19 protein-coding genes and 2 tRNA genes are annotated in these 21,970 nt (G+C 55.3%); 16 read left to right on the top strand and 5 right to left on the bottom strand.

What is annotated here, in order from left to right:
- The first annotated feature begins 12 nt into the window (after window positions 1-12).
- Both pyrG and AC2D8O_RS08990 read left to right on the top strand, forming a co-directional pair.
- Window positions 13-1,728, top strand: coding sequence for a CTP synthase (pyrG, locus tag AC2D8O_RS08995; RefSeq protein WP_484678485.1), 1,716 nt, complete (start codon window positions 13-15; stop codon window positions 1,726-1,728).
- Between the two features lie 704 nt (window positions 1,729-2,432).
- Window positions 2,433-3,401: an AAA family ATPase gene (locus AC2D8O_RS08990; protein WP_484678484.1), complete on the top strand. Its 969-nt coding sequence runs from the start codon at window positions 2,433-2,435 to the stop codon at window positions 3,399-3,401.
- Here the strand turns inward: AC2D8O_RS08990 and AC2D8O_RS08985 are convergent.
- The gene (locus AC2D8O_RS08985) at window positions 3,367-4,410 is read right to left on the bottom strand and encodes a glycosyltransferase family 9 protein (protein WP_484678483.1); all 1,044 of its coding nucleotides are present in this window, start codon (window positions 4,408-4,410) and stop codon (window positions 3,367-3,369) included. The two genes, AC2D8O_RS08990 and AC2D8O_RS08985, sit on opposite strands and share 35 nt — an antisense overlap.
- Before the next feature lie 156 nt (window positions 4,411-4,566).
- Here AC2D8O_RS08985 and AC2D8O_RS08980 point away from each other — a divergent pair.
- Together AC2D8O_RS08980 and AC2D8O_RS08975 are read left to right on the top strand one after the other, a co-directional pair.
- Window positions 4,567-4,640, top strand: a tRNA-Arg gene (locus AC2D8O_RS08980).
- Between the two features lie 44 nt (window positions 4,641-4,684).
- Complete coding sequence (locus tag AC2D8O_RS08975; RefSeq protein ID WP_484678482.1) at window positions 4,685-5,521, top strand: hypothetical protein; 837 nt, start codon at window positions 4,685-4,687, stop codon at window positions 5,519-5,521.
- Window positions 5,522-5,896: 375 nt separating this feature from the next.
- Here the strand turns inward: AC2D8O_RS08975 and fumC are convergent, their stop codons facing one another.
- The 3 genes from fumC to AC2D8O_RS08960 form a co-directional block, all read right to left on the bottom strand.
- On the bottom strand, window positions 5,897-7,288 hold the full coding sequence (gene fumC, locus AC2D8O_RS08970) for a class II fumarate hydratase (RefSeq protein ID WP_484678481.1): 1,392 nt from the start codon (window positions 7,286-7,288) through the stop codon (window positions 5,897-5,899).
- Between the two features lie 75 nt (window positions 7,289-7,363).
- Window positions 7,364-7,921 (bottom strand): hypothetical protein, encoded by a 558-nt coding sequence (locus AC2D8O_RS08965; protein ID WP_484678480.1) that lies wholly within the window; start codon window positions 7,919-7,921, stop codon window positions 7,364-7,366.
- 212 nt (window positions 7,922-8,133) lie between these two features.
- A complete protein-coding gene (locus AC2D8O_RS08960) occupies window positions 8,134-9,423 on the bottom strand; it encodes an aminopeptidase P N-terminal domain-containing protein (RefSeq protein WP_484678479.1) in 1,290 nt (429 codons plus the stop codon).
- A gap of 178 nt (window positions 9,424-9,601) precedes the next feature.
- Here AC2D8O_RS08960 and AC2D8O_RS08955 point away from each other — a divergent pair.
- The 12 genes from AC2D8O_RS08955 to scpA all read left to right on the top strand — a co-directional run bounded on the left by AC2D8O_RS08955 (window position 9,602) and on the right by scpA (window position 20,827).
- Window positions 9,602-9,672: transfer RNA gene (locus AC2D8O_RS08955), tRNA-Gln, on the top strand.
- 116 nt (window positions 9,673-9,788) lie between these two features.
- Window positions 9,789-10,724 (top strand): ribose-phosphate pyrophosphokinase, encoded by a 936-nt coding sequence (locus AC2D8O_RS08950; protein ID WP_484678478.1) that lies wholly within the window; start codon window positions 9,789-9,791, stop codon window positions 10,722-10,724.
- A 20-nt stretch (window positions 10,725-10,744) separates the two neighbouring features.
- The gene (locus AC2D8O_RS08945) at window positions 10,745-11,317 is read left to right on the top strand and encodes a 50S ribosomal protein L25 (protein WP_484678477.1); all 573 of its coding nucleotides are present in this window, start codon (window positions 10,745-10,747) and stop codon (window positions 11,315-11,317) included.
- 294 nt (window positions 11,318-11,611) lie between these two features.
- Window positions 11,612-12,337: a hypothetical protein gene (locus AC2D8O_RS08940; RefSeq protein WP_484678476.1), complete on the top strand. Its 726-nt coding sequence runs from the start codon at window positions 11,612-11,614 to the stop codon at window positions 12,335-12,337.
- A gap of 17 nt (window positions 12,338-12,354) precedes the next feature.
- Window positions 12,355-12,657, top strand: coding sequence for a 4a-hydroxytetrahydrobiopterin dehydratase (locus AC2D8O_RS08935; protein WP_484678475.1), 303 nt, complete (start codon window positions 12,355-12,357; stop codon window positions 12,655-12,657).
- Window positions 12,654-13,097, top strand: coding sequence for a dUTP diphosphatase (dut, locus tag AC2D8O_RS08930; protein ID WP_484678474.1), 444 nt, complete (start codon window positions 12,654-12,656; stop codon window positions 13,095-13,097). Before AC2D8O_RS08935 ends, dut begins: the two co-directional genes overlap by 4 nt.
- Window positions 13,098-13,126: 29 nt before the next feature.
- On the top strand, window positions 13,127-14,125 hold the full coding sequence (locus tag AC2D8O_RS08925; RefSeq protein ID WP_484678473.1) for a sugar phosphate nucleotidyltransferase: 999 nt from the start codon (window positions 13,127-13,129) through the stop codon (window positions 14,123-14,125).
- 10 nt (window positions 14,126-14,135) lie between these two features.
- Window positions 14,136-15,905 carry a tetratricopeptide repeat protein gene (locus tag AC2D8O_RS08920; protein WP_484678472.1) on the top strand — a complete coding sequence of 590 codons (1,770 nt, stop codon included), beginning with the start codon at window positions 14,136-14,138 and terminating at the stop codon, window positions 15,903-15,905.
- Window positions 15,892-16,704: a lipoprotein insertase outer membrane protein LolB1 gene (gene lolB1 / locus AC2D8O_RS08915; RefSeq protein WP_484678471.1), complete on the top strand. Its 813-nt coding sequence runs from the start codon at window positions 15,892-15,894 to the stop codon at window positions 16,702-16,704. The genes AC2D8O_RS08920 and lolB1 overlap by 14 nt, the downstream gene beginning before the upstream one ends.
- Complete coding sequence (locus AC2D8O_RS08910; RefSeq protein WP_484678470.1) at window positions 16,685-17,977, top strand: murein hydrolase activator EnvC family protein; 1,293 nt, start codon at window positions 16,685-16,687, stop codon at window positions 17,975-17,977. Before lolB1 ends, AC2D8O_RS08910 begins: the two co-directional genes overlap by 20 nt.
- Window positions 17,977-18,735, top strand: coding sequence for a phosphatase PAP2 family protein (locus AC2D8O_RS08905; protein ID WP_484678469.1), 759 nt, complete (start codon window positions 17,977-17,979; stop codon window positions 18,733-18,735). Before AC2D8O_RS08910 ends, AC2D8O_RS08905 begins: the two co-directional genes overlap by 1 nt.
- Window positions 18,736-18,748: 13 nt before the next feature.
- Window positions 18,749-20,827 carry a methylmalonyl-CoA mutase gene (gene scpA, locus AC2D8O_RS08900; protein WP_484678468.1) on the top strand — a complete coding sequence of 693 codons (2,079 nt, stop codon included), beginning with the start codon at window positions 18,749-18,751 and terminating at the stop codon, window positions 20,825-20,827.
- Here the strand turns inward: scpA and AC2D8O_RS08895 are convergent.
- The gene (locus tag AC2D8O_RS08895; RefSeq protein ID WP_484678467.1) at window positions 20,824-21,960 is read right to left on the bottom strand and encodes a glycosyltransferase family protein; all 1,137 of its coding nucleotides are present in this window, start codon (window positions 21,958-21,960) and stop codon (window positions 20,824-20,826) included. The genes scpA and AC2D8O_RS08895 overlap by 4 nt on opposite strands.
- Window positions 21,961-21,970: the final 10 nt, after the last annotated feature.

Genomic DNA, 21,970 nt, shown 5'->3' with positions numbered 1-21,970 from the left:
AATTTTGAAAACATGAACGCCCCAACCGAACAGGCCGGGGTGAACGGAGCAGACTCCGTCGCCGGCACCTCAGGTTCATGTAAATACATCTTTGTTACGGGGGGCGTCGTCTCCTCGCTTGGAAAGGGTATCGTATCGGCTTCGCTTGCCAAGCTGTTGCAGGCGCGTGGCTACCGGGTCACCATTCAGAAATTTGACCCTTACATCAACATTGATCCAGGAACGCTGAACCCCTACGAGCACGGGGAGGTGTTTGTTACGGACGACGGTGCCGAAACCGACCTTGACCTCGGTCACTACGAGCGTTACCTCAACATTCCTACCAGCCAGGCCAATAACGTTACCACCGGTCGTATCTACGAGACGGTAATCAAACGGGAACGCATGGGCGAGTACGGGGGCAAAACCGTACAGGTTATCCCGCATATCACCGACGAAATCAAGCGCCGGATGCAGCTGTTGGGGCAATCGGGGCAGTATGATATCGTCATCACCGAGATTGGAGGCACCGTGGGCGATATCGAAGCCCTGCCTTACATCGAAGCTGTACGCCAGCTCCGCTACGATCTTGGCGACCACCAGAGCCTGGTTATCCACCTTACGCTCGTTCCCTTCCTCAATGCAGCAGGAGAACTCAAAACCAAGCCCACCCAGCACTCCGTAAAGCTGCTGCTGGAAAACGGTGTGCAGCCCGACATCCTCGTCTGCCGCACCGAGCATCGCCTCGACAAAGACCTGAAGCGTAAAATCGGCCTCTTCTGTAACCTCAAGAACGACAGTGTCATCGAGGCCAGCGACGCTGATTCCATATACGAAGTGCCCCTGCTTCTCAAGCGGGAAGAGTTTGACAAGGTTGTACTGGAGAAACTCAAGTTGCCGATGGGGCAGGAACCCGAGCTGACCAGTTGGCGGGCCTTCCTGCACCGCCTCAAGAACCCAGTGGATGAGGTGCGGATTGCGCTGGTGGGCAAGTATGTAGAACTCAACGATGCATACAAATCCATCCTGGAAGCGCTGAAGCACGGTGGTGCCGCCAACGAACTCAACGTGCGCATCGACTCCGTTCACTCGGAAGATATCAACGAGGAGAATGTGGCCCGAATGCTGAAGGGTATGGACGGCATTCTGGTGGCACCCGGCTTCGGCGCTCGTGGTATTGAAGGAAAGATTGTGGCCGTGCGCTACGCACGCGAGCAAGGCATTCCTTTCCTGGGTATCTGTCTCGGCATGCAGATGGCCGTGATTGAATATGGACGTAATGTGCTGGGCCTACAGGGTGCCAATTCAGCCGAGTTTGATGCTACCTGTCCGCACCCTGTCATTTCACTCATGGAAAGCCAGAAGGCTGTGAAGCAGATGGGAGGCACAATGCGTCTGGGCCTTCAGCCCTGCGATTTGGCACCGGGATCGCTGGTGCAGCGGGTCTATGGCCGAAACAACATTCAGGAGCGCCACCGCCACCGTTACGAGTTCAACAATGCCTACCGCGAGGAGTATGAGGCTGCGGGCATGAAGCTCTCTGGGATCAATCCCGAGCAGGATCTCGTGGAGATGATTGAGCTGCCCGAGCACCCGTTTTTTGTTGGCTGCCAGTTTCACCCCGAATATCGCAGTACGGTGGAAAACCCTCATCCCCTCTTTGTGGGCTTTGTAAAAGGGGTTTACGAGAATAAACTACGACTGGGTACCGCCCGCAGCACCGAGCGACCACCTCGTACGATGGCCTAGCACGATTGTGTCAATGCATACAGGCGCTTGGCTTCCGAAAGGTCAAGCGCCTTTTCTGTGTATAGAAAATGCAGAACCTCGTTCGCGAAGTAGCTTGGCAGGCTGGGTAGCCACTGTGTGGCCTGTTGGGCCAGTTGACGTATATGCGACTGAGGCGACGGCCGGTGGGGCAGCAAAGAAGGAAGCCTGCTGTAAATCTGGGCTTTCACCCAGTGAATTTCGGTCGCTTCGGTACCAATATCTGGCAGAGCCTCCAGTTTTCGAACCCCCTCCTGAATCGTTTGAAACTGACTTATTGGATTCAGTTTATATTTTGCTGAAATGCAAGTGAATGATATGTCATACAGGTTGCTTAGGCTGTTAAATTTTTGTAGCACATGAGCCGATTTCTGGCCCCAGTCAACATACAGTTGTGCGGTGTCGGCCAGCAGAAAGCACAACCTGACGACCTCCTGTAGGTCCTCCTGTGACCTGTTGCTTTCCGGCCTGCCTCGCAGGAGTTTGGCTCTTTCCAACAGTAGCTTTCGTCGTTGGGGCTCCGGCTCAGGGAATCGTTGTGCGGGCAGCATACTTATCCAGAAGCATCTTTTCCGCCATGCTGGTTCCCGGTTCATTCATTCTGGCCTGTCTTTTGTAGCTTTGGCTGTCAACCTACCAAGACTAACCGGATGTCACAGACTGCCACTGCCCCTAATCATACCGCTTTGCAGAAAGAAATACAGGAATGCAGTAAACTGGTGCACCAGGCTGCTGAAGAGATGCACAAGGTGATAGTGGGGCAGCATAAAATGGTCAATCGCTTGATGATTGGTCTTTTCACCAATGGTCACGTGCTGCTGGAAGGCGTGCCGGGACTGGCCAAAACCCTTACTGTAAGTTCGCTGGCGCAGGCGCTGAAGCTCAGCTTTCATCGTATCCAGTTTACGCCCGACCTTCTGCCTTCTGACGTTGTAGGCACCATGATCTACAACCCCAAGGAGAGCACCTTTGAGGTGAAGAAGGGGCCCATTTTCGCCAACATCATTCTGGCCGACGAAATCAACCGCTCGCCCGCCAAAGTGCAGGCGGCCCTGCTCGAAGCCATGCAGGAGAAACAGGTGACGCTCGGCGAGACTACTTACAAGCTGGAACGGCCATTCCTTGTGCTGGCAACCCAGAACCCTGTAGACCAGGAGGGCACTTATCCGCTGCCCGAAGCCCAGGTAGACCGTTTCATGATGCGTGTCTTCGTAAACTATCCCACATACGAAGAGGAGCTGCAGATCATGCGGCGCATGGCCCACACCAAGCTAGACCAGACCATACAGCCAGTGCTGGATGCCACACAGATCTTCCGCATCCGTGACCTCATCGAGCAGATTGAAGTAGCCGAGCGTATCGAGCAGTATATCGTGAAGCTGGTGATGGCAACCCGCGACCCAGCCTCTGTGGGGCAGGAGGCACTGAAACAGTACATCGAGTATGGAGCATCGCCACGCGCTACCATTGCCATGAACCTTGCCGCCCGTACCGTCGCCTTTATGGCAGGCCGCACCTATGTGCTGCCAGAAGACGTGAAGGAGATTGCGCCGGATGTGCTCAACCACCGCATCCTGATGACCTACGAGGCTGAAGCAGAGAACGTATCCTCGCTCGACGTCATTCAGAAGCTGCTGCTGGCAGTTCCGATTTAAGCGCAAGCACCTCGGCTGCTGCTGCCAGCACCTGCGCTACGGGCATCAGCCGGAAGCACTCGTGTGCCTTGGGGCAGTGGTCCAGATGGCATCGGATGCAATCCAGTGTATCCAGCTGCACGGTGGCAACGGGATTGGGACGATACTCGCCCATCATGCTGGTAAACGGGCCAAAGAGTGCTACAGTAGGCGCGCCGCTGGCAGCTGAAATGTGACAGGGGCCACTGTCGTTCGCGAGTACCAGACTCAGTTTTGAGAGCACGGCTCCCAGTTGCAGAATGCTTCCAGCAGGACAGCGCTTAAAGTGCGTTCCGCGTTGTGTCAGTTCCTGTTCCAGTGCCCGCATGGCGGGTTCGTCGGCGGGGCCACCCATTATCAGAACAGGCCAGCTGTAGCGTTCCTGTAACGCCTGTGCAAAGTCTGCCAGCTGGTCGGGGTCGCAGCGTTTGGAGGCTACATTGCCTGTAGGCAATACCCCGATGATGCCTGTTGCCGAGGGGAACAGCGTGTGCAACGTTTCGGAAGCTACCGCCAGCTCTTTTTCCGGCAGCGGGAAACGCACCCGGTTTTCAACCACGGGGATATTCAGCGCCCGAAGCATGTCCAGGCACTGCTGAATCAGGAATTTGCCTTCAGAGAAGGGTGTGCGCAGGTTGTAGGCCCAGCGCCGGCTGCTGCTGTCAAAACTCACACGCGTCCGTGCGCCCGAGAGTGCTGTCATCAGCGCAGTGCGGGGGTTCTGCCACAGGTCCAGTATCAAATCATATCCGGCCCTGCGCAACTCCCAGATGGCCCGTATGGGGTTCTGGCGGTCCAGCGTCAGCACGCGGTCTATCTCTGGCACAGCCTTCAGAAATCCTACCGAGCCTGGATCGGTCAGGTAATGGATTTCGGCATGCGGATAGGCAGCGCGCAGGCTGGGCAGCATTACCAGCGTCATCACCACATCCCCGATGCCTCCAATCCGTATCACCAGAATCCGGCTGATCTGTGCCTGCACACCTTTCATGCCAGAAAACTACTGGATGCACGGGTATCATGAAAAGCCAAAAATTAATCCGCTTCATTTTTAGGCACTTCCAGAATACACCTGAAATTTTCCTGTACAGGCCTTGCGGAGTGTAGAATGCCACTTATATTTGCACTCCCGTTACGGAACAACGGCGCATTCGTAGCTCAACTGGATAGAGCATCTGACTACGGATCAGAAGGTTGGGGGTTCGAATCCTCCCGAATGCACGAAGAAAAAGCCCGCACACTGCGGGCTTTTTTACTTTTGCGCCATGCGGATTCTCACCCTTGCCCGCGCGCTCAGTCTGGATGTCGCACTGGGCTCGCTGGGCTCAGCAGCTTTTGTCGCAGCATTGCTCGGTGTAAACCTCACTCCCCATGTGCTGCTGTTGCCGGTAGGAGTGTGGCTCATTTACACGCTCGACCACCTGCTCGACGCCCGGCGTATCTCCCAACCTGCCTCGCAGTTTCGTCATCGCTTTCATCAGGAGCATTTCGGCAGCATTGCCGCTGTATGGATGATAGTGGCCATAGGCGCGGGCATGTGGGTGTGGTTTGGCGCACCCGAGCGGTTGCTGCGCATGGGCTTTCTGGTGTTGGGGCTGTGTCTGTTGCATCTGATGCTCGTTTGGCTGGTCGGCAATCGTACAGGGGTTCTCCTCCAGAAAGAACTGGCAGTGGCAGGCATCTATACCTTGGGCGTGTCCGTAGCGCCACTTTCGCTGCATCACAGCTTCGAGGGCTACTGGCTGCCGGCGTTGCTGTTGGTGCTGGCTGCCATCGTAAATCTGCTTACGCTGTCCTGGTTCGAGCTCCAATCCGACAAAGCCGAGGGGCAATCCTCCTGGGTACAGGGGCTGGGGACGGGCCGATCCCAGCTGATCATTTGGGGACTTACCCTGTTGGGTATGGTGGTTGCGCTGCTGGCGCTGATACTGGGTTGGGGCATTGCGTCTCCACACAGGCAATGGGCGTTGGCGCTGGCCTTGGGTCAGGCCGTCTGGCAATGGATGCCCATTGCCATGCCCTATATCTTCCAGCCCTTCGGTCGTTATCGCGCCTGGGGCGACGCAGGCTTTCTGCTGTATCTCCTCTTGCTGGTTCTGTAAAAAGAACGGCACGGTGAGCACCGCGCCGTTCCCAAATCACCCATACGCTGTAGGGGGAGGATTCGAACCTCCAAGGGGGGATTAGCTTCCCTGGGCCCGGGGAGTTTATCTCCAAGCCCCCACCCGCGAGACAAGCGGGCGCGGCTGCCATGTTTCGCCACCCTACAGTATTTGTGCCGCTTCCTTTCAATTGTTGTAAGTATTCGGCGTTTTTGTTGATGCAAACATACTATAATGGCTTTGTATATGTCAATAGTTAAATGAAAATATTATATCTGTGTAAATTTCGCATCTCCTGCTACTTTCTGTTACCACTATCGCAAAAGCACAAAAAAGGGGCCCTAGAGGGCCCCTGTGCAGTACTGAAGGGTGCGTTTACTTCAGGTTTCCTACCATGTCGGCGGGCACTACATACTTGTCGAACTCCTCTGCGGTAAGGTAGCCCAGGGCAATGGCCGCTTCCTTCAGCGTGGTACCTTCCTTGTGGGCTTTCTTTGCAATGGCGGCAGCCTTGTCGTACCCGATGTGGGGGTTGAGGGCAGTCACCAGCATCAGCGAGTTGTTCAGGTGGTTCTGGATGGCCTTGTGGTTCGGCTCAATTCCAACTGCACAGTGCTTGTTGAACGAGTCTGCGGCATCGGCCAGCAGGCGCGCCGACATCAGCACGTTGAAGATGATCACCGGCTTGAACACGTTCAGCTCAAAATGGCCGTTCATGCCACCTACTGCCACAGCTGCATCGTTGCCGATTACCTGTGCGCATACCATGGTCATGGCTTCGGCCTGGGTGGGGTTCACCTTGCCGGGCATGATGGAGCTGCCAGGTTCGTTCTCTGGAATCAGGATTTCGCCGATACCACTGCGCGGGCCAGAGGCCAGCAGACGGATGTCATTCGCAATCTTCATCAGGCTCACGGCAACGCGGCGTAGGGCGCCTGACAGCTCTACCAGCGCATCGTGTGTCGCCAGTGCCTCAAACTTGTTCTCAGCCGAACGGAAAGGCAGCTTGGTGAGCTCGGCAATCTTGGCGGCTACCTTTTCCGCATAGCCATTGGGGGCGTTGATGCCAGTGCCCACTGCGGTGCCACCCAACGCCAGTTCTGCTACCTGGGGCAGTGCGCGCTCCAGTGCCTTGATGCTATTCTCAATCTGCTTGGCATAACCAGAAAACTCCTGGCCGAGCGTTAGTGGTGTGGCATCCATCAGGTGGGTGCGGCCAATCTTCACAATCTGCATGAAGGCATCGCTCTTGGCCTTCAGGGTGGCATGCAGCACCTTCAGTTGCGGAATGGTGTGTTCCACTACGGCTGTGTACGCCGCAATGTGCATGGCCGTCGGGAAGGTATCGTTCGAGCTCTGGCTCTTGTTTACATCGTCATTGGGGTGAATAGGCTTCTTGCTGCCCATTTCGCCGCCCAGCAGTTCAATGGCACGGTTCGAGACTACCTCGTTCACGTTCATGTTGCTCTGCGTGCCCGAGCCCGTTTGCCACACTACCAGCGGGAAATGGTCGTCCAGCTTGCCGGCCAGAATCTCGTCGCACACTTTGCCGATGATTTCGGCCTTGTCTTTGGCCAGTACGCCCAGGTCGGCGTTGGTCAGGGCGGCCGCCTTTTTCAGGTGGGCAAAGGCGCGAATCACCTCAATGGGCATGCGGTGCCCACCGATGGTGAAGTTCTCAAGCGAGCGCTGGGTCTGGGCACCCCAGTACCGGTCGGCCGGTACCTGCATGTCGCCCATGGTGTCGTTCTCAATACGGTATTGCATGACGATTGGGGATGTCGGTTTGGTTGCGCGAAGGTAATTAATGGTAAGAGTTGGTGGCCAGACTGGGGCGAAAACCTAGAGGCTGCGCCACAGCGAAAGGCCTGCACGCAGAAATACGTTCAGGCTGCCCTGCGTGTTGTCAAATGGCCCGGTGGGCGACCACTCGGCTCCAGGTTGCAGGAAAAGGCCGTTGGTCTTGTTCAGCGGAAAACGCCACCACAGCGAAACATGCAGGGCCGGCTGAAAAGTGCGTCCTTTCACACTGCCAGGGCTGCTACTCACCGCTACCCAGGCCTTGGGGCCAATGAGCAGGGCAATTTCCTGCTTCCGGTGGAAGTTTACTGGCCGAATTTTCAGGTAGGCGCCAATCCCTGCTTGCAGCTGCGAAAGCGAACCGCCATCGACCAGCCCTACTACTGCATCCTGGCCCCCCGCATTCTCCGTGCTCTGGATGTAGTTCAGGCCACCTTCCAGATGGTAACCTGTGCGCGTGCCGCAGAAATAATGTGTGAAGAACCCTTGTCCGGTGGCACTGATGCCGCCATTCAGGCGGTCGTTACCAAGAGGCTGAAAATAACCGCCACCCAGGGAGAAGCCTGATTCGGACAGTTGGTATTGCGCGCGGCTTTTCAAGGGTAATATGAAGAAGCCGAGCAATAAAAAACCGATGCCAGTTGCCTGACACCGGTTGAACCATAAACTAACTAAACTGATACAATGATACTGCATTTTTGCTAGTGTCAAGGGGTTTTCAGAGCCTGTGGACGCACTTTTTGAAAAATACGTGTTTAGACGGAAGTTCATGGTGCGGTGAGCTAATAGTAAGCACTTACAATAATCCGACATTAAGCATTCATCAGGCGCTCAATCTCGTCAGGATGTGAGGGGATGGACGCCATCAGATCGAGCGGCTCGCTGTCGGTAATCAACACGTTATTCTCGATTCGAATGCCCAGGTTCTCCTGCGGAATGTAAATGCCGGGCTCTACGGTATACAACTGCCCCGGTTTGAATTCGGTGTAGCGGCTGCCGACGTCGTGGGTGTCAATGCCCAGCGGGTGACCGATACCGTGCGTGAAATATTTGCGGAAGGCCGGCTGTTCAGGCGTGGCATTCTTCACGTCTTCACTGGTCAACAGGCCCAGCTTCAGCAGTTCATCCTGCATAATCAGGCCTACCTGGTCTACATAATCCTGCATTTTCCGTCCTGGGCGCAGCAGCTGGGTGGCGGCATCTTTAACACGATGTACCGCTTCATACACGGCCCGCTGACGGTCGGTAAACCGGCCACTCACCGGAATGGTACGGGTCAGGTCGGCATCGTAGTTGGCGTATTCGGCACCAACGTCCAGCAGCAGCACATCGCCCGCACGGCATTCCTGGTTGTTCTCATTGTAGTGCAGAATGCAGCTGTTGGCGCCACTGGCTACAATGGGATGGTAAGCAAAACCAGTGGCGCGGTTGCGCAGAAACTCATGCGCCAGCTCTGCTTCAATCTCATATTCCTTGACGCCCGGGCGAACAAAGCCCAGCACCCGACGAAAGCCTTTCTCGGTGATGTCAATGGCCTTTTTCATCAGCTCTAATTCCTCCGGCTCCTTGTGCAGGCGCAGGTCGGCAAGGATTGGCGCTGCCCGGTGCAGCTGATGTGCAGGAAACTCTCGCCGCATCCGCTCGGCAAATACCAGCGAAGGGGTGGGGTAGTAGAGCACATTCCGGTCGTGCTCGTTGGTGTCTATATATACGCCGTTGAAGTGCGACACCATCTGCCGCAGCACAGTTTCAAATTCATCGCGGAAGCGTACCGTGCGTACGCCACTGGCCGCTGTAGCTTCTTCCTGCGAGTACTTCCAGCCTACCCAGTGGCGGATATGATCGTTCGTTCTTGGAACAAAAAGGATTTCCTTGAAACTGTCCTTCGGCGCATCAGGAAACAGGAACAGGATGGCGTCTTCCTGGTCAATCCCAGTGAGGTAGAAGAAGTTGCTGTTCTGCTTGAAAGAGTAGTTGGAATCTACATTGGCCATCACCAACTCATGGCCGAAAAAAATCGCGGCAGTACCCGGTAGAAGCTGACGCACAAGCTTTTCCCGATTGCGGGTGAACAGCGCAGGAGAAATTGCGTGATATTTCATTCGAATGGGTTTGGTAGATGTCTGTCTGTACGTTATTTTTGCGTCCCGCAAGTATAAGGAAACCCTTTCTTGCCTGCTGCGCTGGTCGCGAGATTTGCCGCAGCGGTCTTTGAAAAATTTTTCAGCAGGGGTTGCATGGTTCGAGAAAACCTCACAACTTTGCGCTCCCGTTGAACATTGCCTGGTCGTCTAAGGGTAGGACAGCTGATTTTGGTTCAGTCAGTGGGGGTTCGAATCCTCCCCGGGCAACACAACCCGCCAACCGGAGTTACTCCCGGAAAGCACAACTTTGAAGAAAACCGAACCGCATCCCGGTTCGGTTTTCTTCATAAACAGTAGGATTAATCGCAACATCGCCTTTCGCAATGGCCGCCCGTCACTTTCAGATGTTTGCCGGTAGCGCTTCAAGTTCGCTTGCCGAGCGCATCGCCATTGCCTATGGCTGCGAATTAGGCAAGGTTACCGTTCAGCGTTTCGCCGACGGTGAGCTACAGCCAATCTTCCACGAGTCGCTCCGCGGAAACGACGTATACATCGTACAGAGCACCATCCCTCCGGCCGAAAACCTGATGGAGTTGCTGCTGATGATGGACGCAGCTCGTCGCTCTTCTGCCAAAAGCATAACGGTCGTTATTCCTTACTTCGGTTATGCCCGGCAGGATCGCAAGGACCGCCCCCGTGTTTCTGTTGGCTCCAAGCTGGTAGCTAATATGCTCACCGCGGGTGGTGCAAGCCGTGTGGTAACGATGGACCTCCATGCCGGACAGATACAGGGGTTCTTCGACATTCCGCTTGACAACCTTGAGGCCTCGGCTATCTTCGTTCCTTACATCCAGAGCCTCAATATTGAAGATCTGGTAGTTGCTTCGCCCGACATGGGTGGCGTGGCACGTGCCCGCACTTACGCCAAGCACCTCAAAGCTGACCTCGTTCTGGTCGACAAATACCGCGAGCGTGCCAATCAGGTCAGCTCCATGCAGCTGATTGGCGATGTCAAGGGCAAGAACGTTCTCATCGTAGACGATATCATTGACACAGGTGGCAGCCTCTGCAAGGCCGCCAACTATATACTGGAAAAGGGTGCCAAGAGCGTTCGCGCTGCCATCACGCACCCTGTTCTTTCCGGCCAAGCCTACGAACTGATTGCTGAATCGCAGTTGGAAGAGTTGCTGGTTACAGACACCATTCAGCTGAAAAAGCAGATCGACAAGATCAAAGTCCTGAGTGTTTCGCCACTTTTTGCGCGGGCGCTCAGCAACATTCACAACTACGAGTCCGTTAGTTCGCTGTTCCTCAACTAAAAGCGTCAATCCCGCACGTCATGAATACCATTGCGTTGACCGGTTCCAGCCGTACCCAAATCGGCACCAACCAGGTAAAAAAGCTCCGCGCCGAGGGCCAAATCCCGTGCGTTCTCTACACTGCTCAAGGCCCCAAGCACTTCAGCGCCGAGTTGAACGCCCTCAAGAAAACCATCTACACTCCTGAGGTGTATGTTGTGGAACTGAGCATCGATGGCGCCAAGCACAATGCCATCATTACTGAATCGCAGTTCGATCCCGTACATGGCAACATGCTTCACGTAGACTTTACCGAGGTACGTGAAGACCGCCCCATCCAAATTGAGCTTCCCGTTAAGCTCACGGGTCAGGCGCCCGGCGTTCTTGCTGGTGGCAAACTCGTCCAGAAGCTTCGTAAGATGCGCGTGAGCGGCCTGCGCAAAGATTTGCCCGCTTCACTCGATATCGACGTAAGTATGCTCACTCTGGGCCGCAGCCTCAAGGTTCGCGAAATCAGCTTCAACAACCTCACCATCAACATGGCTGGTGACGTACCGGTTGCTACCATCGAAATTCCCCGCGCACTGCGCCAGGAACAAGGTCCTCGCAACTAAGCGACCCCGAAACGGATTACGACAAGGCGCCCTGCATGGGCGCCTTTTGTTTTTTTAGCAACAGGATAGCATTCGTTAATACTGTGGAAGAGGCGCAGTAGATAGTTTTGTCAGGAACCTACTACTGATTAGAAAATGAAACCGTACAGAATCTGGCTGATAGGGCTTGTTTTTGCTGCTGCAGCTACCATGGCTTTTAACCGGCTGCTGCCTGGGGAAGATGCCCTCTCTGCCGCTGGCATCTCACCTGATGATGCGCAAAGAGCTATAAAAGAGAGTCTGGAGGGAGGTTACATGATACTTCCCTATCCCAACAAATTGAAGAGTGTGCCGGTGGCTGATAGGGCAGGTATTGTACGGGGTATCGGCATGTTTGCCAAAGCCTATGTTTCTACTGCCGAGTTTGCAAGCGACTTCAATCCATATCTCGAGGGCGATTCTGAGCCGCCAACTCCGCCAAAGGCCCCAGAAAGTATTCAGGGCGACCCTCAGACGCAGATGATTCAATCCATGAAGGAAACCTACAAGAGTTTTCTGCAAAGTGTTCAGGCGCAAACCAACCCGGAAGTCAAGCGCCAACTGCAACAGGCTGCCGATGACATGAAGCAGCAACTAGATGAGGCGGAAGCTGCAGAACGCAACCTTACCCCACAGGAAAAGGCAGATCGAGCCGCAGCGCTTCGCCAAATGAATGAGGCCATCAACGAGGAGTACGCACAAGCGATGGCGAAGTATAAGCGCGAACTGGCTCAATGGGAGGCGCGGCAGAAGGCAACCGCTGCCAATCGGACCCCCAAGGGTATAGTAAAAATTCGCTTGAAAGAATTTCTCGCAGCGACAGAAGGCGTAGACTATAACGCTGCGCTGGTTCCGCGATATGGCAAGAAGTACTTCGCCAATGCAGCTTATGAAGCAAAGCCTGCGGAATGGAAAATGGCTTTCCGTGCAGGTCGTGAAGCTACCGAGACCGCCCGGCAGTTTGCGCGCGAGTGGCTCGCCGAATTGGAAAGCGGCCGCTGAGCCTCCTATCTTTGGGCATGTCAAAGCGACAGCCCCTCACGACTGAACAGCTCAACGCCCATCTCGCGCAATTGCCGGGATGGGCGTTGGCGTCTGATGCCCTGGAGGCTCAGTTCTCCTTTGTCGATTTTGCAGCTGCCTGGGCCTTTCTTTCCTATCTCGCCCTCCTGTCCGAGCGGCTCGACCACCATGCCGAAATCTGGAATGTCTACAACCAGGTGCGCATACGCCTGTCAACGCACGACCCCAAAGGCATTTCCTCTCTGGACATTCAGATGGCCACTTTGCTGAACGAATACTACCATTCACACAACAGATGAACCAGCCTTTGCAGGTGAGAATAACGGTGGCTGATGGTGCGCAGATGCCCGCCTACGCTACTTCCGGAGCCGCGGGTATGGACCTCCAGGCTTTTTTGCCACAGCCCGTAACCCTGGCCCCCATGCAGCGTATGCTTGTGCCGACGGGTTTGTCTATCGAGCTGCCACCAGGTTATGAGGCCCAGATCAGGCCCAGAAGTGGGTTGGCACTCAAGAATGGCATTTCAATGGTCAACAGTCCCGGAACCATCGATTCTGACTATCGTGGGCAAATTGGCGTTCTCTTGATAAATCTTTCTGCCGAGCCTTTTGTCATCGAACCCGGTATGCGAATTGCGCAAATGGTAGTAGCACGGCATGAAACTGTACAGTGGCAACTGGCTGATTCCCTCGCGGACACAACTCGTGGTGCCGGTGGGTTTGGTCATACCGGTGTCTGATGTAGCTTTACACCCGCAAAAAGAACCTCATGCGTGTAATTGTACCCATGGCCGGAATGGGCAAACGCCTCCGGCCGCACACCCTCACTACGCCAAAGCCCCTCTTTCCTATTGCAGGCAAGCCGATTGTAGAGCGCCTGGTGGAAGACATTGCCCGGCTATACGATGGAAAGATTGATGAAATCTGCTACATCACTGGCGAATTCGGCGAGGCTGTTGAAAAGCAATTGATTCAGGTGGCCGAGCGCCTCGGCGCCAAAGGCCTCATCTTTAAGCAGGATAAGCCTCTGGGTACTGCCCACGCTGTCTATTGCGCTTCAGCTCGCATGGATGACGAACTTATTATCGCCTTTGCCGACACACTTTTCCGTGCAGATTTCAAGCTGGACCGCTCGGCCGATGGTGTGCTTTGGGTTAAGTCTGTCGAGAACCCCAAGCAATTTGGCGTCGTAACGCTCGATGCACAGGGCCATATCAGTGGCATGGTAGAGAAACCCGATGCTTTCGTGTCAGACCTTGCCATAATTGGTATCTATTATATCAAGGATGGTGCAGGTCTGCGTGGTGAAATCAAGCATCTACTCGATAACAACATTACCAGCAAGGGTGAGTTCCAACTCACCGATGCCCTTGAAAACATGCGCCGGAAAGGCGCGGTGCTTGTACCCGGTCGGGTGGATGCCTGGATGGATTGCGGCAATAAGGATGCAGTCCTGGACACCAATCGTGAAATTCTCGACTTCCTCCCAGGCGACCAGCGACGTGGCCGTTCTATTACACTCGTCAACTCCACCGTCATCGAGCCCTGCTTTATCGGCGAAGGTGCGCACGTGGAAAATAGTGTCGTTGGTCCACACGTTTCCATTGGCAAAGGGGCTTCTGTACGCTCGTCCGTGCTCAAAAACGCTATCTTGTGTGAGCGCGCCAGTGTAGACAACGCCTGCATTGATCAGACCATACTCGGAAACGATGCCAGTCTTTCCCGCAAACCGGAGTGCCTCAACCTCGGCGACTTCAGCGTTGCCTGATTCTGACTGCATGATGCATAAGAGCAAGTTGCTGTTTATCAGTGGCTTGCTCTTTGGTTTTTTGCTGCTGCTGGGCCGCCCATCTGCTGTCTGGGCTCAGCCGGTTTCATTTCAGCAGGCTTATGGGCAGCTTACAGCTGCGGAGAAGGCCGAAGTCGATGGCTTGTTTTATGAAGCGCTGATTGCCCAGGCTCAGGATAATTACCAGCTAGCGGCTGATCAGTATCAGGCGCTGTTGAAAAAACTGCCACAGCATCCCGTAGCCCTCTACAATCTGGCAGACATTCTCTTGCATGATCGCCAGCCCTCCAAAGCACTTCCTTACGCAAGAGCTGCCGCCACTCTGGAGCCAGACAACGTATGGTTCACACGTCTGTTGGCAACCTGCTACGAGCAGTCGCGCGAATACTCCAAGGCAATTGAAGTCCTGCAGAAAGCCCGTACGCGCACCCCGGAAGATATTCAGCTGCTCGCACAACTTGCCGCCACGTATGTTTTGGCAGGCCAGCCGCAACAAGCCCCACCTATCTTCGAGTCGATAATACAGAAGACTGGATTTTCCGAGGAATGGGTGCAGCGCGAGTGGGAGTTGCTGGTGCAGGCTCGGAATTGGGACCTGGCCATAGCAGAACTCAAAAAGTATATCTCACGCGATCCCGCCAACGAATCCTTCTATTTCTGGCTTTTTGATACCTGCCTACGGAATGGCCGCAAAGATCAGGCAGAGCAGGCATTACTTTCGTTATTGAAGCAGGTGCCAAAACAGGAACAGGCGCTCTACGAATTGCTTCAGTTGTATGACGAGCAGCGCCGTGTGGCCGACGCCGAACCACTGCTGGACCGCTGGTTCTCGCAGGCTAATAGCGGTCCCGATCTTCGTGTGCGCTATTTGCGCAGTCTTCTGCCATACCGTGCCGAGCCACCGATGGCCGCCCGCATAGACAAGTGGTTGCCCAAGCTGGTATCGCAGTTTCCTCGCAGTGCAGCGGTATCCACTTTGCAGTCGGAATGGAAACTCAGCAACGCTGAAGCGACGGGTGGACAGACCCTAGCTGGCGATAACATTGAAATGGAATTACGCCAGCTTGTTGAGGAGAATCCTTCAAACAGGCCTGGCTGGGATCGCCTCCTTAAAGTGGTCAAGGTCCGGCGCGATTGGCGCCAGCTTCGAATGGATGCCGAGCTGGCACTTGAAACCTATCCGCTCGATATCACCCTGAATCTTGCGCTTGCCCAAGCTCATATCATGGGTGAAGAAGACGCACGTGGGCTACCACTGTTGGAGAAAATCCTGAAGCTGGGACCAACCGATCCGGTACTGCTCACCGAAGTACATGCCCTTCAGGGCTATGCCTTGGGGCGTCTCGGTCGCCAAGCCGAAAGCTCTACTGCATTTGGCCACGGCTTGGAATTGGATCCCTCCAGCCCTTATTTGCTGGCGCTTCGGGCCTTGGAAGCGTTGAAACGTAATCCCCCCGACCTCGCGTCGGCACAACAGGATGTACAGCGGGCTCAACGCGAAGACCCTGCGATGCCCGAGGTGATACTGGCTGCAGCCCACCTCGCGTTGTATTCGCAACGACCTGCCGATGCGCTTACAGCAATTGCTCCGCTGTTGCAGCATACATCCGACCCACTGGCCTGGGAACTGCAGGGCGATGCATTGCTTGCATCTGCCAAACCAGGCGAAGCACTTTCCGCCTGGAAAACAGCTGTTAAAGCTGCATCCTCTGTTCAAAAACCACGCATTGAGGCAAAAATCAGCCGTGTCAAGCCGTAACTACCTTCTTATACTATTTCTGGCCTTTGCCAGTGTGCTGGCGTCCTGCAAGGGCAAAGGTGGCAAGTATACCCGCGTTGACCCTGTGCCGCAGGCTGGTGCCACTGCCACTTCTCCCAAAGGCGAATTTGACGTTAAAGCGCTTACCGTCAAGAATCTGGACTATGCCCAGTTGATTCTGCGTGGTGTTGGTTCCTATTCAGACGACGACCGCAGCATGAATTTCAACTACAGGCTGCACGTTGTTCGTGGCAAAGCCGTTTGGGCTTCACTTTCGCTCTTGGGCTTTGAGGGGGTTCGTATTCTCGCAACACCCGATTCTTTCAAGCTGATTGACCGAACCAAGCGGCAATACATTTCTGGCAGCTATGCGTTCCTGGAACAGAAGCTGGGCCTGAGGATGGATTTTGACCTCCTGCAGGATCTCCTCATTGGCAATGCCACCACTGCCAGTGCGCTTTACCTGCCCGGCCCACCTGAGGCTACTGGCAGTGCTGCCAGCTTTGCGCTCAGCGATGCACAGGGGCGCTATGCGCTCAACTACTTCGTAGGGGGCGACAACCACAAGCTCAACCGTGTGGAAGCCCAGCAGGCAGCTGCTGCCCAAGCGTTTACACGCCTGGTTTATTCCGCTTTTGAGCCGCTCGATACGCAGGTGATGGCCCGTAAGGTATTGGTAGACGTCTCTGCTCCCAAGACCCTGCAAGTGGCGTTTGACCACCGGCAGGTAGAACTGAATCCAACCTCCCTCAGTCTGGCATTCTCCATTCCAGCAGACTATGAGTCGATTCGCTACTGACCGCTGCTGGGTATTCCTGCTTTGCCTTCTGCTGCCTCTCGTTGCAGTAGGGCAAGGCAAATCGCGCGAACAACTGGAGCGCGACCGCAAGCGAATTGAGCGGGAAGTCAACCTTACCCGGCGCCTCATCGTACAGGCTAAGACCAACCAGAAGCGTTCGCTTGCCGAGATGCAGTTGTTGCAGCAGCAGATTGTCCTGCGCGAGCGGCTGGTCACCAACATCGCCCAGGAGGTAGAAGCACTGGAAAACGAAATGCTGGAGATGGACCGGCTCATAACGGCCATGCGGGGCGATGTAAAAAAGCTGCAACAGAACTACGGCCAGATTGCCTACAAAACCTATTCGTCCCAGACCAATCTCAATACGCTGCTCTGGATTCTCAGCTCCGCGAGTTTTCAGCAGGCATACGATCGCCTCCGCTATTTCAATGCCTTCAGCCGCTTCCGTAAGCAGCAGATTTTTCTCATAAAGCAGGCGCAAGGCAATCTCGACAAGCGAATGCGCGAGCTGAACCAGCGCCGCAGCGAAAAGCAGGAACTACTCTCGGCCCGGCAGAAAGAGCGTCAGCAGTTGGATGCCACCCGTGCTGAAAAGGATAAGCTCTTCAGGCAGCTGAAACAGAAGGAGAGCGGGTATAACCGCCAGCTTACTGAATACAAGGCGAACCTGCGCAAGATCAACGCTGAAATCGAGCGGCTCATCCGTGAGGAAATCGAGCGGGCCGAGCGTGCTGCGGCACTTGCAGCCAAACGGGCGGCAGAAGCCGCTCGTAAAAGGGCGATTGCAGCAGGGAAAAAGCCAGCACCTGCCTCTGCGCCAGTAGCCAACCCAGTCAGCGAAGAGAGCCTGAAAATGGCCACCCTTTTTGAGCGAAACCGTGGCAAGCTTCCCTGGCCTATTCCTCAAAACAAGGGGGTCGTGACGTCTGGCTTTGGCATTCAGCAGGATGTCTCTGGCGGCAAAGTGAAGAACGATGGCGTTATCCTTACTGTTGAGCCGGGTACAGAGGTCCGCGCTGTTTTTGGCGGCAAAGTCACCCTGGCTCGTAAACAGCCAGGGCTAGGCACCATTATCATCCTGCGCCACGGCTCCTATCTCACCACATATGTGTTTGCCACCAGCGATCTAAGGGTCAAGGAAGGCGACGAGATTGAGACCCTCCAGACCTTGGGCACTCTTCAGGAGGGAACTGGCGGAGCCACATTGAATTTTCTCATCTACAATCAGCGAACTCCCGTTGATCCCCTCATGTGGGTAATCCGCCGCAACTGATGCAGTCTACTCCCGATACCGATTCGAGCTTCTTCAGGCCCTATTACCCTTATCTGCTCCTGCTGGTTGTGCTCTACATGGCAGGTCTTATGTTATTGGCAGTGGAGGGCTATCATGGCAGTTTTCTGCTCCTCAACAGTCTGCATTCCAGGCTGGGCGACGCCCTGATGCCGCATATCTCCAACCTTGGCGACTCGCTTATCCTTGCCAGCATGCTTACGCTGCTGATGGCCCGCAGCCGTACCCCGCTGGCGCTCTTTGGCATTCTGGTCATCACTTTCACAGGGCTGTTTGCCCAGTATCTCAAGCGAACATTTTTCTCAGAGTGGGACCGGCCCCTTCGGGTTTTTGAAGGTTCCGGTGTCGATATCCATTACTTCGCGCAGGAAATTGCTCGACACAACAGTTTCCCCAGTGGCCATAGTGTCACTATTGCAACAGGAATGCTGATTCTGGCCGCTTGGGCTGGTGCCGACCGCAGATGGTTGCAGGCACTGGCTGTTCTGGGGGTGGTGCTGGTAGGCTACAGCCGTGTATATGTGGGGCTGCATTTCCTGGGCGATGTGCTGGCGGGCGTTGCGCTTGGCACTTTCATAACCTTCCTGTTGCTGCGTCTTCTTCTTCCACGCCTCGAAAGCTGGTGGGGCAGGGTAGGGACGGTAGCGCAACATCGAACTGCATTTATCCTAATGTTCGTGGCCGTACTCGCGCTCACTGCCGGAATTGCCATGCGCTACAAGTATCTTTGGGCTTTCTGATTCCCTTCACTAGATGGCTGGTTCTTCTCCCGACGAAATCTGGATTACCCCGGAAGGAATTCCGGTAAAGCAGCAATACACTGCTGCCGATATCGCCAGTGCCGAACATCTGAAGTTCATTGCTGGGGCGCCTCCATACCTGCGCGGCCCCTATGCCAGCATGTACACTGGCCAGCCCTGGACCATCAGACAGTATGCCGGCTTTTCTACTGCTGAGGAATCCAATGCCTTCTACCGCCGCAACCTTGCAGCGGGCCAGAAGGGCCTTTCTGTTGCCTTCGACCTCGCTACCCACCGTGGCTACGACTCTGATAATCCCCGGGTAACTGGTGACGTCGGCAAGGCAGGGGTTGCCATTGACTCTGTTCTCGACATGAAGATTCTGTTCGATGGTATACCCCTCGATCAGATTTCCGTTTCCATGACCATGAATGGGGCCGTTCTGCCAGTCATGGCGTTCTACATCGTCGCGGCCGAAGAGCAGGGTGTTTCCCCTGAGAAGCTGTCTGGCACCATCCAGAACGACATCCTCAAGGAGTTCATGGTGCGGAATACTTTCATCTACCCGCCTCAGCCGTCACTCCGCATCATTACAGATATCTTCGCCTACACCGCGAAGAACATGCCCCGCTTTAATTCCATCTCTATCAGCGGGTATCACATGCAGGAGGCTGGTGCCACTGCCGATCTAGAGCTTGCCTACACCCTTGCCGATGGCCTCGAGTATCTTCGGGCAGGCCTAAAGGCCGGGCTCGATATCGATGATTTTGCGCCCCGTCTTTCGTTCTTCTGGGCCATTGGCATGAACCATTTCATGGAGATTGCCAAAATGCGTGCAGCGCGTCTCCTCTGGTCAAAGATTGTGCAGGAAATGGGTGCGAAAAATCCTAAGAGCCTGGCACTGCGTACACACTGCCAGACCAGCGGTTACAGCCTTACTGAACAGGATCCGTTCAATAACGTGGCGCGCACCTGTGTAGAGGCATTGGCTGCTGCCTTCGGGGGCACACAGAGCCTGCATACCAACGCTCTCGACGAAGCCATTGCGCTGCCTACCGACTTCTCGGCCCGCATTGCCCGCAACACGCAGCTGTACCTCCAGCTGGAAACGGGCATCTGTGATGTCGTTGACCCTTGGGGCGGTTCTTACTATGTAGAATACCTTACCCAGCAGCTCGCAGAGAAAGCCTGGGCGCTGATTGAAGAAGTAGAGCAGCTGGGCGGCATGGCGCTGGCCATTGAGCAGGGCTTGCCCAAACTGCGCATTGAAGAAGCCGCTGCCCGCAAGCAGGCCCGTATAGACAGTGGCCGCGAAGTAGTGGTTGGAGTTAATCGCTATAAGGTGTCCCAGCAGTCTGAGATTCCGATTCTGGAAGTGGATAACCATGCCGTGCGGCGCAAGCAGATCGAAAGGCTGGAGAAACTGCGAGCCGAGCGTGACAATGCCGCAGTTACAAAAGCACTGGAAGCACTTACCCGTTGCGCCGAAACTGGCGAAGGCAATCTGCTGGCACTCAGTGTAGAGGCTGCACGTCTACGTGCTACCCTCGGCGAAATCTCCGACGCACTCGAAAAAGTGTTTGGCCGCTATCGCGAAACCACCCGCACTGTTGCAGGCGTTTACGCACAGGAGATTCAGGGTATGGAAGCGTTTGAAGCCACCCGCGAGAAAATCGCTCGTTTTACCGAACTAGAAGGTCGCCGCCCGCGCATTCTGGTGGTGAAACTGGGTCAGGATGGCCATGACCGGGGTGCCAAGGTCATTGCCACTGCCTTTGCCGACATCGGCTTTGATGTCGACATTGGCCCGCTGTTCCAGACGCCGCAGGAAGCAGCCCGACAGGCTGTAGAGAACGACGTGCACATCGTAGGCGTCAGCACGCTGGCTGGTGCCCACAAGACCCTGGTGCCAGAGTTGGTACAGGCCCTTCGCGAACTGGGCCGCCCCGATATCATGGTGGTGGCTGGTGGTGTCATTCCGCAGCAGGACTACGATGCCCTCTTTGCCTCGGGTGCCCGCTTCGTCTTCGGTCCTGGTACGGTGATTGCCGATGCTGCCGGCCGTATCCTCGACGACCTGCTGGTTTCCTAACGGCCCAATAGCTTTCGCGTTACCAGTGCCAGTTGGGGTGCTGCCTGCACTTCCCAGCTCCATATCTCTGCTGGTGGGCGTACCCAACCAGGAGCTGTTGTCTGTAGCCACTGCAAAACGGTTTCTGTACGGGTCGTCTCCTCCAGCGCTAACCCAAACTGCCACTGGGAGTTCAGTCTGTTCCAGCTTGGGTTAGCGTTGAAAATCAACGGCTTGCCCTGGCTCATGTACTCATAGAATTTGCTGGGGATTTTTGTAACCAGCCAAGGGAAGGGTCGGTAAAGTGCAAGACCCGCATCGCTGGCCGCTATCCAGCGCATGATCCTGTCATAGGCAATTGGCATGTCACTGGCATCAACCATCAGCCGTTCTTCCAGCTGGTGTTGACTTGCAAACTGCCGTATTGTCGGTACGGTTTCCATTAGAGGGGCGTGCCCAGTAACAATCAACCCCACGGGTGAAAGCAGATTGAGGCGGCGCCATAAGTCCAGCGACTGTCCCAGTCCGCCAGTCTCACCAAGCGTACCCGAATAGAGTAGGGTAGGAAAAGGGAATGGCCGCGATGCTCCAGCAGCTTGATGCTGGGCGGGTCCTGCATAGTAGTTGCCCAGCACAGCACACTTCGAGGCGGCGATGGGCAGGTTGCCTCTGTAGCTCTTTTCTGCGTACCAGACGTAATCGAGAAAGGGTGCGGCTAGCCACTCCGTTATGTGGACCCCAGCCGCCAGTATGAATCGCAGCCATTTGGGCCAACCTGGTGAATCCAGCAGCTGGCGTGGATAGTCCTCGTGCTTGTCATACACTACTTTCCAGCGGGTGAAGGGCTTCAGTATCAACGCTGGCAGCAATAACTCGGGCGCATGCAGATGTACTATTTTGGCCTTTCGTTGCCTGGCAAGCGCTAGTAACTTCCAGGCTCTGCGTATTCGGCTGCTCAAGCTGTTGCGCTTTAGCTGGGGTAGGCCAGTCAGTTCTACCTTCTCTATCCGCTCTTCAGTTATATGAGGGCCAGCGGCCTGTGCTATAATACCCACCGATAACGCAGCACGGGCTTGGCTCAAGGCTTCGCGGTAGAAAATACGAGGATGCTTCGGTGGGTTCAGCACCGAAAGGTGGCAGACGTCCAGAGCCATGCCGTCGGAA

Source organism: Pontibacter sp. T17 (genome assembly GCF_057219875.1).
The sequence above is the reverse complement of the archived record's forward strand: the minus strand, read 5'-3'. Positions and strand labels throughout refer to the sequence as shown.

Bases quoted from the DNA above. Each gene is read 5' to 3' on its own strand.
- AC2D8O_RS08895 (WP_484678467.1), bottom strand. From the start codon at position 21,960: ATGGCTCTGGACGTCTGCCACCTTTCGGTGCTGAACCCACCGAAGCAT.
- AC2D8O_RS08975 (WP_484678482.1), top strand. From the start codon at position 4,685: ATGCGGATTCTCACCCTTGCCCGCGCGCTCAGTCTGGATGTCGCACTG.
- pyrG (WP_484678485.1), top strand. From the start codon at position 13: ATGAACGCCCCAACCGAACAGGCCGGGGTGAACGGAGCAGACTCCGTC.
- AC2D8O_RS08960 (WP_484678479.1), bottom strand. From the start codon at position 9,423: ATGAAATATCACGCAATTTCTCCTGCGCTGTTCACCCGCAATCGGGAA.
- AC2D8O_RS08985 (WP_484678483.1), bottom strand. From the start codon at position 4,410: ATGAAAGGTGTGCAGGCACAGATCAGCCGGATTCTGGTGATACGGATT.
- AC2D8O_RS08940 (WP_484678476.1), top strand. From the start codon at position 11,612: ATGATACTTCCCTATCCCAACAAATTGAAGAGTGTGCCGGTGGCTGAT.
- AC2D8O_RS08925 (WP_484678473.1), top strand. From the start codon at position 13,127: ATGCGTGTAATTGTACCCATGGCCGGAATGGGCAAACGCCTCCGGCCG.
- fumC (WP_484678481.1), bottom strand. From the start codon at position 7,288: ATGCAATACCGTATTGAGAACGACACCATGGGCGACATGCAGGTACCG.
- AC2D8O_RS08910 (WP_484678470.1), top strand. From the start codon at position 16,685: ATGAGTCGATTCGCTACTGACCGCTGCTGGGTATTCCTGCTTTGCCTT.
- AC2D8O_RS08950 (WP_484678478.1), top strand. From the start codon at position 9,789: ATGGCCGCCCGTCACTTTCAGATGTTTGCCGGTAGCGCTTCAAGTTCG.
- AC2D8O_RS08945 (WP_484678477.1), top strand. From the start codon at position 10,745: ATGAATACCATTGCGTTGACCGGTTCCAGCCGTACCCAAATCGGCACC.
- scpA (WP_484678468.1), top strand. From the start codon at position 18,749: ATGGCTGGTTCTTCTCCCGACGAAATCTGGATTACCCCGGAAGGAATT.
- AC2D8O_RS08920 (WP_484678472.1), top strand. From the start codon at position 14,136: ATGATGCATAAGAGCAAGTTGCTGTTTATCAGTGGCTTGCTCTTTGGT.
- AC2D8O_RS08905 (WP_484678469.1), top strand. From the start codon at position 17,977: ATGCAGTCTACTCCCGATACCGATTCGAGCTTCTTCAGGCCCTATTAC.
- AC2D8O_RS08935 (WP_484678475.1), top strand. From the start codon at position 12,355: ATGTCAAAGCGACAGCCCCTCACGACTGAACAGCTCAACGCCCATCTC.
- dut (WP_484678474.1), top strand. From the start codon at position 12,654: ATGAACCAGCCTTTGCAGGTGAGAATAACGGTGGCTGATGGTGCGCAG.